The organism is Pseudomonas sp. H3_C08, assembly GCF_054669455.1.
Window position 1 is genome coordinate 5,176,583 of record NZ_CP162803.1, and the last position, 10,363, is coordinate 5,186,945.

The window sequence follows — 10,363 nt, forward strand, 5'->3', positions numbered from 1 at the left end:
ATTTGATTAACCTTGTCTATCGTTGCAGACGCTCCAGCAAACCATCCTGTATCCACTGTTTCAACCAGGTAACCGCTTGAAGTGGCGCGCCCTCACCATAAGTGACTGCTAACTCGGCGCACAGTTCGGCGAAATTCCAGCCACCGTTGAGTATGCCCATGAGAGCTGAGGCTTCGGCTGAATCCAGGCTGCGGTAACTGCAGATCAACTGGTTTCGCCAGATCAGACAGATCTGTGGGATTTCGAGCGGCGCGCTTTCAGGGAATTGCGCTTCTTCCTTTACCGAGCGCCATAAAGATAGGCTGTTGAAACGGCACTCCAGCCGTTGCATGGACGGCACCGCTCTGACGCGTAATTCGGGCCACTCCTCCGGAGCCAAAGCCGCCATGGCCTCAATTGTCAGCGGCTCAGCGGCAGGTGCATCGAAAGCCAGGGTGAAGGCCCATTCGAGCGCAATCAGCTCAGCCAGCGGCGCGCTCTGTTCCGGCACCAGATGCTCGCGGACGAAGCCTTCGAAGCCTTTACCCAACCAGCGCAGGCTGAAGTGCGCAGACGGATACCGATAGATGTAAGCCATTGCGAGGAGGTCGAATTCCTCATCGCCCAGCCAGTGCAGGCTCGTGGGAAAGTCATTGCGCAACACGTCCAGCAAACGCGCCTTGTAAGCATTGTGGTAGATCGCCAGTCCCGTGCCGACATCCAGTGTCGGGCCACCGATCAGGCTCTCGCTCAACGTCGGATTCGCGTTGGGGTCTTCTTCGAGCAGAAACGCTTCAAACGCCAGTTGCCAGTCTTTCAGGAGCATGGTTGCCTCCGCGCAAGAACCTTGTTCCCGAGCTGACGGGCCGTTTGCAGTTCATCAAGCAGCGCTTCGAAGGGCGGAAAATGATCGTCGCGTTCCAGCAACGTCGCCACCGGGCCGAAATGTTCGAGTGTGCGTTGATAGAGCGCCCAGACCGGATCGCTCACCGGATGGTCGTGGGTGTCGATCACGTAATCGCCGTAATCGCTGTGCCCCGCCAGATGCAGTTGGCGGACTTTATCAACGGGCAGGCTGCTGATGAAGTCCCATGGATCGAAGCCATGATTACGTGAACTGACGTAGACATTGTTCACATCCAGCAGTAATTCGCAGCCGCTCACATGGCTGAGCAAAGCAAGAAACTCCCACTCGGTGAATTCGTCAGAGGCGCCGCGCACGTAACTGGAGACGTTTTCCAGCACCAACGGGCGCTGCAGAATGTCCTGAACCTGCATCACCCGAGCAGCAATGTGGACCAGGCTTTCTTCGGTGTAAGGCAACGGCAGCAAATCGTGTAGCTGATGGGCATTGCCGCGGCTCCAGCACAGGTGATCAGAAATCCATGCCGGTCGGACGCGTTCGGCCAATTGTTTGAGTTGTTTGAGGTAGTCAGGATCGAGGGCATGCGGCCCGCCGATGGACAACGATACGCCGTGCATCACCAACGGATAGCGTTCGGCGAAGGCATCGAGGTAATACAGAGCCTTGCCGCCCTGCACCATGAAGTTTTCCGAGACCACCTCGAACCAGTCGACATCCGGCGACTGCTCAAGGATCTGTTGATAATAAGCACTGCGTAAACCCAGGCCATAACCCAGAAAAGGAAAAGAGGCGGACATGTGCGGACTCCTGATAAAAAGTGGCCGCAGTGGCGCAAACCACTGCGGCAACACTTGCCGGTCAGTTATTCGCCGACCTTGCCACCGGCTTTTTCGCACGCCGCCTGAGTCATTGCCTTGAAGCCCTGGCCTTTGCAGGCGCCCATGCCTTTACAGGCGTGGTCTTTGGTTTTGCAGTCGTTCTGGCCTTTGCAAGCGGTCACGCCGTAGCAGTGAACGTTGGCATCGGCGGCCATCGCGTTGGAGGCAACACCGGCAAACATTGTGGCGGCAGCCAAAGCGAGAGCGGCACCAGCAGCAGCGGTCTTGATGGTCATTTTTCTTATCCTCGGTAATCGTCAGGGGTGTCGGCTGGAAGGTTGTTCAGTCCCGACATAGCACTAGAGAGAGCGGCCCCGACGGCGTTACAGAGGATCGAAAAATAATTTCAAAGATCGTTCTTGAGCTTGAGCAACGGCTCCTGAAAGCGCAGCAAGCGCCCGGCATTCCCGAGGACCAGCAACGTGCTGAGGTTGTGCAGAAGCGCGGCGATCATCGCCCCGGCGGCACCCAGCCAACCGAAAGCGGCAAACACGACAATGGCCAGCGTCCAGCCCAGGCCGATGATCACATTGACCTGCAACGTCCTGCGGCACTGGCGGCTAAGCCGCACACATGTACCGAGACGGCGCAGGTCACTGCCGATCAACACGATGTCGGCTGAGGCCAGCGCGATGTCCGCTCCGCCCGCGCCCATCGCTACACCGACCACGCCCGCCTTCAGTGCGAGGGAATCGTTGATACCGTCACCGACTACCATCGGCCGGAAACCATTGTTGATTTCCTTGAGTACGTGATTGAGTTTGTCCTCGGGCAGGGCTTGGGCTTGCACCTCATGCAAGCCGACCTCGCTGGCCAGCGATTGCGCCACGCTTTGGCGATCGCCGGTCAGCAGCAATTGCCGGCCAAGACCCAACTCGCGCAATTCGTCGAGGGCAAAACGCGCTTCCGGTTTAACCGTGTCGGCAAGCAACAACCAAGCGAGGAATGCACCGTTCAATGCCAACCCGGCAATCGGACCGTCGTGATCGGGAACCGTCGTCGTGGTGATGCCCAGTTGCGCGAACAACTCCGGTCGGCCCAACGCGGCTTCGCCTTGCGCGGTCATGGCCACCACGCCGAGGCCCTGACGTTCGTGGATATCACTGAGTGCCAAACATTCTTCCTGACTGACCAACCCTGCGAGCGCACGACTGACCGGATGACTGCTTGCCGCGCCAAGGCTGGCGGCAAGCGCGATGATCACGGACGAATCTGCACACGGATTATTGATCGACTGCAGGCGCAGGGTGCCGAAAGTCAGGGTGCCGGTCTTGTCGACCACCAGCGAAGTCAGGTCGGCCAGTTCTTCAAGGAACGCCGAACTGCGGATCAGTATGCCGTGACGTGCGGCCACCGCCACACCCGCAATCGCCGTGGCCGGAGCCGACAGCACCAACGCACACGGACAAGCGGCGACCAATACCGCAAGCATCGCTTGCGCATCGTGAGTGATAAACCAGGTCACTGCCGCCAGCAGCAAGACCAGCACCATATAGCTGCCAGCGTAACGTTCGAGCAACCGGGTGATTGGCGGTTTCGAGCGCTCGGCGTTCTGCATCAACGCAATGACCTTGCCCAGCGTCGACTCGCCACCGGTGCGCGTCACTTCAATACGCAACAGACCGTCGAGGTTGATCGCACCGCCGAACACCGACATGCCGACACCCGCCTCGACCGGCACCGATTCACCGGTAATCGATGCAGTGTCGAGACTGGCCTGACCGGATAACACTCGACCATCTGCGGGAATCCGATCACCGGCGCGCACTTCAACGGTGTCGCCGGCTTTCAACGTGCCGTTGTCCACTTCGATGATCGAGCCATCCACTTGCACCTTGCGCGCATGGCTGCGCGTCAGTTGGCCAAGGGCATGGATCGCCTCTTGCGAGCCGATGACGCTGCGCTCCTCCAGCACATGGCCGAAGATCATGATGATCGGCAGCAACGCCGCTGTCAGCAAGTCACCAGTCGCCCATGCACCGAGCATAGCCAGGGCAATCAGTTGATCGGTGATGCCGTGCAAGCTCGGATAGCGCAGGCTGTACCACGCCGAGCGCATTACCGGCACGCCAACCAATAAAGATGCAAACCCAAGCAGCAACTGACTGACACCGGTTTGCTCGGGCATCTGCCAGCGCCAGATCAGACCCAGACCAAGCAGGCCCAGCGCAAGCATGGCCAAGGTCAGTTGCCGTGCAGCACGGCGTTGTTCGGCCGAAGACAACAGGCTCGGTGCGGCGGTGGTCGCAGTCATTTACTGGCTCCCTGAATGATCAGGCGGGAATCGTCTTTCGGGTCGAGCGTGGTCACCGATCCGGCCTGGCCGAGAATCTTCGGTATGCGCTCGCGGTACAGACGCAGGAGCATTTGCGGGTCGGCAGTTTTGGCCAGACTCGACACCGTGGCAGTATCGGTAGAGGCTTTGGCCAAGCGCTCACCAGCCTGCGCGTGAGCGACTTGTAGCGTGCGGTCGGCCTGTTCATTGGCGGTCTGGGTGAGTTTTTCGGCGTCGGTGCGTGCATTGGCCACAGCTTTGTCGGCCTGCTGACTAGCGGTCAATACCGCGTTGAAAGCACTGACCGCCGGATCGGGCAGACTCGATTGCACATCCACCCGCGCCACTTCGATGCCGATGCCCTGCCCGCCTGCCTTCAACTCGGCCAAGCGTTTGTTGATGCCTTGCACCAGATCGCCACGCAGTTTTTCCCGATGTTCCGCGGCTTGATTATCAGCACCGATCAACTCCGGTCGAGCGACCAGAATGGTGTCCAGATCGCGTGCGGCCGTCAGCGCCACCGCGCTGCGCGTCACCAGACGATCCAGCGCCGGCAAGACATGCTCGCCCTGCAACACGAAGTCGTAAGGGTCAGTGACTTTGTAGAACACCCGCACATCCAGTTGCACCACGCCGGCATCACCGGTCAATAAATAACCGGATCCGGCCAGCGCATCACTCAGGGGGGTGGCAAAGGAAGCGACCCGATCGGCCTTCAGCGCCTCATCACTGCGCAACAGATTCTCGACGCGACGCTCGATCACCCGATCGGCTGCCGGCAGCAAAATCACCTGTTCGAATGGCTGCGGCCAAGCCAATAGCAGACCGGCATTCTGGATGCGATCCAGCGCGCCGAAATGCAAAACCACTGCGCGATTTTGCGGATCGATTTGCCGCACATTGGAAAACACCCAAACTAACGCCGCCAGGATCGTCACCGCGTACAAGGCAAAAAACGCCAAGCGCCCAGCTTGAATCCACGGACTGTTCAGCGAATGTGTTCCACGTGGAACTTCGTCATTCATGGCTGCGATCCGGTTTTGCTGTCGAGTGTCGGCGGGCCGTCGACCAATACTCGAAATGGGGCGGCGTCTGTACGCAGAATCAGTTTGGTGTCCGGCGTAACGATGGTGCCGAGGGTGTCCAGCGAGCGCAGCAAATTGTAGAGCTGCGGTGAGCTGGCGTAAGCACGGCCATAAATCTGCGCCGCTTCGACACGAGACTGCGCTTCGATCTCTGCCGCTTTTACCGTCGCGTCAGCCTGCACAATTCGCGCATCGCGCTCAGCTGCGGAACGGATTTGCGCGGCCTCACGTTTGCCGACCGCCGTGCGTTCAGTGGCAATTGTTTCACGCTCGGCGCGCATGCGATCGACCGTGGCAGTGAGTGTCACCGACGGCAAGGTCAAACGCTCGATGCCGACTTGCACAACCCGCACGCCATACGTCGCGAGCAATTGCTGATCGATCTGCTGGCGCAACTGCGCTTCGAAATCGGCGATACGCACCTGACTGGCATCGGTGTTCACCAGATTCGCCAGATCAAAACTGCTCGCGGTGGTTTCCAGCGCCGAGCCGACAAAGGTACGAATCTGCCGCGCCGCTTCGTCCGGCTGATTCTGCACCGCACGCATGAAACGCTGCACATTGTCCGCATCGCCCTGCACCTGCCACGCGACGTAGGCCTGCACAATGATGCGCAAGCCGTCACGGGTGCCGACATCCTGCAAGCCACTGGACGTCGTGCGCAAACGCAAGTCGACCGGAATCGCCGCCTCGAACGGCGCTGGCCAACGCCAGCTCAAACCCGGATCAAGCAACACCCGCGCAGGGTTACCAAAACGCGTGATGACCGTGGCCTCGCCCGAGCGCACTTGCACCAGGCTTGCCGCCGCGATGGCGAACGCCACCAGCAATAGGGCCCAACTCATGCGTCGCCACGGGAAAGGCCCTGCCTCTTCCGGCGCACCGTGGTGATGGTGATGATGCCCATGATGATGGTGATGTCCGCCGTTGCCATGATCGTGGCCGCTGTGATCATGCGGTTCGTGAGTATGCGACTGGCTCAATGGGCGACTCCTGGTTGAGCGGTGGTACGCGCGGGCGTCGGGTCAGCCGGCAGCGTGAAGGTCCGCAAGTCGATGGTCGGCGCATTGCTGCTGCCCCCGAGACGATGGTCGAGTACCAGCAACTTGGCCTTGCTCAGCCCTTGGCTGAGCTGACCGAGGTATTGCTCCAGCACGAAAGCCTGGCCGGCACTGGCGTAAGCTTTTTGCTCGGCGCTGAATTTCAGATCCGCCGCCTGCGCAGTAGCATTGATTTCCCGAGCATTGGCGCTGGCCTGATCGTGAGCCAGGCTGGCCTGCAATTGCGCCTGATTACTCGCCTCGGCCGCCGCGCCACGCTCGCGGGAGATCAATGCCTGCGCGCCGATCTGCGCGGCTTGCACGCTGTGATAGGCATTGGCAGCACCAGCCGGCGGGTGAATGGCTTCGACGACCGTGGCGAGAATCTCCACGCCACTGTTGAGTGTTTGCAGATCACGCTGCATCGCGCGACCAATCTCATCGCCCAGCCCTACCCGGTCTTGACCAAGTAAGCCGTCCAGCGTGCGCGAGGCAAAGTCGTGCACCAGAATCCGGCTGGCGGTGCTGCGAATCAGCGTTGGCACATCGGCGCTGTTATACGTCGCCGCCAGTGCGGCCTGATCGCTGAGGCCGATGCGATAGACGAAGCGCACGTCCATGTTGACGATCTGAAAGCTCTGCTGATCGCCACGGCTGCTGGCGATCACTTGCGATTTGTCGTTGACGTGGCTGGCGTCCCACAAACGGTTGGCGGTCATCGGTGCCGGACCCTCAGCAGGGTCGGCTTGCAGCGGGACCGGGTTGTCGCCGACGCTGGTGGCCAGTTCATGCACCACGCCGTTTTCGATGATCCGCACCCGCCCCAGCGGCCAGGGTAAGCCGCTGTGCAACCCCGGGCCGAATACCTGCACCGGTTTGCCGAAGCGCTCATAAATACCGCGTCCCTGTAGCGGAATTTCATGGATCCCGGTGAGCAACCAACCCACTGCGGCTACTAGCACCAGCACCGGTAGAAAAGCACGGCGCATGTAGCTGAACGCCCAGATCTGGCGCAGATCGATGCCACAACGGTTGTGCAATTCATGCTGCAACGCGAGTAAAGGTTGTGGCGGCCAGCGCAACATATCGGCGACAAAACTGCGCGCCAGCAGGCGCGGCTCAAGCTGCTCGCGACGAGGGCTGAACACTGAAAGAACGGCGCGCAATAACAACTCGATCGCGACCAATCCCGGCAAGATACCGATCAGGACAGCGACACGAACTGGCCACACCGCATTCTCGCCAGCGAACAACAAACACAGTGCGCCTAGCACCAGGCTAATGATCGCCACACGCGTCAGTTGCGCGAGTGAAACCGCTTCGGGCCATTGCGCCGGGTTTTCCTGGGCCAGTTGCCGCTCCAGCACCAGCAGACCGAACGCCAGCAACAATGCCAGCGCTGCGCCCACCGTTGCCGATAAACCCACCGCAGCGGCCGGCAACGTCAGGTTCCACACTTGCTCGATGCTCAGCACCGTCAGCAGCGCCCAGCCCCCCAACCACAGCGTCGCCGCGCCGATCTGACCAAGCAAATGCAAACCGCGCTGACTCAAGCGATCCAGCAGCCGCTCATACCACCCTTGCGGCGCGGGTTGTTCCTCCACGGCAAGCGGCGCCAGCACCACAGGATTGATCACCCGCGCGCGCCACTGTGTCACCCACCACGCCGATTGCAGCCCGGCAACCAGCACCAGCAGCGCGGCGCTCTGATTGACCAGCAGCGGCAGCCACAATGACTGCGGGGCAAACAGCCCGACAAAGAACGCCAGCAACCACCCTGCCCCAGCCAGTCCGCCGAGGCCGATCGCCCAGCGGCGCAGACGCCGGCTCTGCACGGCCGCCTGTTGAAAGCGCGGCAGTCCGGTCACGTGCGTGCCATCTACCTCCAGATCGACTTGCATATCACCCCAATTCATTAGCCCACACTGCATATCGTTACGATATAACGAAAAGCGTGAAATATTCGTACACAATTACGCTTATTCAAAGATGCCCAACCTGTCGCTTGGCTGAAGCCTTGACCGAAATGTCCGCAAACGCACATATTACGTTCGTAATTTTTATCCGAAACTACCGTTAGCGATCTGCATCCATCCATCAGGAGCAAGCACATGAGCAACTATGACGTAGTGATTCTGGGCGGCGGCCCGGGTGGTTATAACGCGGCGATCCGCGCCGGCCAGTTGGGCCTCAGGGCCGCTTGCGTCGAAGGCCGGGCAACCCTCGGCGGCACCTGCCTGAACGTTGGTTGCATGCCGTCCAAAGCCTTGCTGCATGCATCAGAGCTTTACGATGCGGCGATGGGTGCGGAATTCGCCAACCTCGGCATCGAGGTCAAACCGGCGCTAAACCTTGTGCAAATGATGAAACAGAAAGACGAAAGCGTGGCCGGCCTGACCAAAGGTATCGAATTTCTGTTTCGCAAGAACAAGGTCGACTGGATCAAGGGCTGGGGCCATATCGACGGCCCCGGCAAGGTTACGGTGACCGACGATCAGGGCGGCAAAGTCGAACTGACCGCCAAGGACATCATCATCGCCACCGGTTCCGAGCCCACTCCCCTGCCCGGTGTCGAGATCGACAACAAACGTATCCTTGATTCGACCGGTGCGCTTTCCCTGAGTGAAGTGCCCAAACACCTGGTGGTGATCGGTGCCGGTGTGATCGGTCTGGAGTTGGGCTCGGTGTGGCGGCGGCTCGGCGCGCAGGTCACCGTGGTCGAATACCTCGACCGCATCTGCCCGGGCGTCGATGGCGAGGCCGGCAAAACCCTGCAACGCTCGCTGAGCAAACAGGGCATCGCATTCAAGTTGAGTTCGAAAGTCACCAGCGCCACCGCTTCCGCCAACGGTGTGCAACTCAGCGTCGAGCCGGCCGCTGGCGGCACTGCCGAGTTGCTGGAAGCCGATTACGTGCTGGTCGCTATCGGTCGCCGCCCTTATACCCAGGGCCTAGGTCTGGAAAACGTCGGCCTGAGCACCGACAAGCGCGGCATGCTCGCCAACAAACAGCACCGCACCGAAGCGGCAGGGGTCTGGGTGATCGGCGATGTGACCTCCGGGCCGATGCTCGCGCACAAGGCTGAAGACGAAGCGATGGCCTGCGTTGAGCAGATCCATGGCAAGGCCGGCGAGGTCAATTACGACCTGATCCCCAACGTGATCTACACCAAACCGGAACTGGCCAGCGTCGGCAAGACCGAAGAACAGCTCAAGGCTGAAGGACGCGCCTACAAGATCGGCAAATTCCCGTTCACCGCCAACAGCCGGGCGAAGATCAACCACGAGACCGAGGGGTTTGCCAAAGTCATCGCCGACGAGCGCACTGATGAAGTCCTCGGCGTACACCTGGTCGGTCCGAGCGTGAGTGAAATGATTGGCGAGTTTTGCGTGGCGATGGAGTTCAGTGCTTCGGCGGAGGACATTGCGTTGACGTGCCATCCGCATCCAACGCGGTCAGAGGCGTTGCGCCAGGCGGCGATGAATGTCGAGGGGATGGCGACGCAGATGTAAGCAAAAAAGTATGTGGTGACTGGGCGTCTGCTATCGCGAGCAGGCTCACTCCTACAGTTGATCGCGTTTGTTCAGAAGCATCGCGATCAATGTGGGAGCGAGCCTGCTCGCGATTGGGGACAACTCGGTCTCAGGCAGGAAGATGCCCCAGCGGCAACGCCCCCGGCGTCTTCACCGTGTGAATCGCAAAGTTGCTGCGGATGTCACTCACCCCCGGCAGTTTCAACAGGCAGCCGCTGAGAAAAAGGTCATACGCACGCAAATCCGGCACCACCACTTGCAGCAAAAAATCCGACTCCCCCGACACCAGAAATGCTGAAATCACTTCCGGCAATGCCGTCACTGCGGTGTAAAACGCCTCGGCCTGTGCATCGTTGTGGCGCTCGACCTTGACCCCGACAAACACCGTCAGTCCCAGCCCGACTTCATCGCGATCGAGATTGGCCTGATAACCGCGAATCACCCCGGCCTCCTCGAGCATCCGCACCCGGCGCAGACACGGTGAGGCCGACAAGCCGATTTCGTCCGCCAGCTCGACATTGCTCAGGCGTCCGTTGCGTTGCAGCGCCGCGAGAATCTTGCGGTCGAAGGCGTCGAGTTTCATGGTTGGCAGATCCTGATAGTCGGGGCGTTGAAAACCAGCAGATTATGCCAAAGCAGCAGGCTTTTGAAGCGGACTACGCAAGCACCTGCCTCACCTTTCGCGCCTAGACTTGGCGCACCGAATCG

The 10,363-nt window shown here is 60.2% G+C and carries 9 protein-coding genes; 1 reads left to right on the forward strand and 8 read right to left on the reverse strand.

Features of this window, described 5'->3' with window-relative positions; all coding sequences use genetic code 11:
• Positions 1-16 precede the first annotated feature (16 nt).
• From AB4N74_RS23685 to hflK (AB4N74_RS23715), 7 genes are all read right to left on the reverse strand, one after another.
• Positions 17-805: an HvfC/BufC family peptide modification chaperone gene (locus AB4N74_RS23685; protein WP_460097380.1), complete on the reverse strand. Its 789-nt coding sequence runs from the start codon at positions 803-805 to the stop codon at positions 17-19.
• Positions 796-1,641, reverse strand: coding sequence for an MNIO family bufferin maturase (gene bufB, locus AB4N74_RS23690; protein ID WP_093429582.1), 846 nt, complete (start codon positions 1,639-1,641; stop codon positions 796-798). The genes AB4N74_RS23685 and bufB overlap by 10 nt, the downstream gene beginning before the upstream one ends.
• 65 nt (positions 1,642-1,706) lie before the next feature.
• Positions 1,707-1,958 carry a BufA2 family periplasmic bufferin-type metallophore gene (bufA2, locus tag AB4N74_RS23695; RefSeq protein WP_093429581.1) on the reverse strand — a complete coding sequence of 84 codons (252 nt, stop codon included), beginning with the start codon at positions 1,956-1,958 and terminating at the stop codon, positions 1,707-1,709.
• 110 nt (positions 1,959-2,068) lie between these two features.
• Positions 2,069-3,976: a heavy metal translocating P-type ATPase gene (locus AB4N74_RS23700; protein ID WP_095049604.1), complete on the reverse strand. Its 1,908-nt coding sequence runs from the start codon at positions 3,974-3,976 to the stop codon at positions 2,069-2,071.
• On the reverse strand, positions 3,973-5,022 hold the full coding sequence (hflK, locus tag AB4N74_RS23705) for a protease modulator HflK (RefSeq protein WP_257356644.1): 1,050 nt from the start codon (positions 5,020-5,022) through the stop codon (positions 3,973-3,975). The genes AB4N74_RS23700 and hflK (AB4N74_RS23705) overlap by 4 nt, the downstream gene beginning before the upstream one ends.
• Positions 5,019-6,065: a protease modulator HflC gene (hflC, locus tag AB4N74_RS23710; protein WP_093429578.1), complete on the reverse strand. Its 1,047-nt coding sequence runs from the start codon at positions 6,063-6,065 to the stop codon at positions 5,019-5,021. Before hflC ends, hflK (AB4N74_RS23705) begins: the two co-directional genes overlap by 4 nt.
• Positions 6,062-8,023, reverse strand: a complete 1,962-nt coding sequence (gene hflK / locus AB4N74_RS23715) for a protease modulator HflK (protein ID WP_460097383.1) — start codon at positions 8,021-8,023, stop codon at positions 6,062-6,064. Before hflK (AB4N74_RS23715) ends, hflC begins: the two co-directional genes overlap by 4 nt.
• Before the next feature lie 210 nt (positions 8,024-8,233).
• Between hflK (AB4N74_RS23715) and lpdA the strand changes: the two genes are divergently transcribed.
• On the forward strand, positions 8,234-9,634 hold the full coding sequence (gene lpdA / locus AB4N74_RS23720; RefSeq protein ID WP_460097385.1) for a dihydrolipoyl dehydrogenase: 1,401 nt from the start codon (positions 8,234-8,236) through the stop codon (positions 9,632-9,634).
• 130 nt (positions 9,635-9,764) lie between these two features.
• On the opposite strand, the gene AB4N74_RS23725 is transcribed toward lpdA, so the two are convergent.
• On the reverse strand, positions 9,765-10,238 hold the full coding sequence (locus tag AB4N74_RS23725) for an Lrp/AsnC family transcriptional regulator (RefSeq protein WP_099757580.1): 474 nt from the start codon (positions 10,236-10,238) through the stop codon (positions 9,765-9,767).
• Between the last annotated feature and the right edge of the window lie 125 nt (positions 10,239-10,363).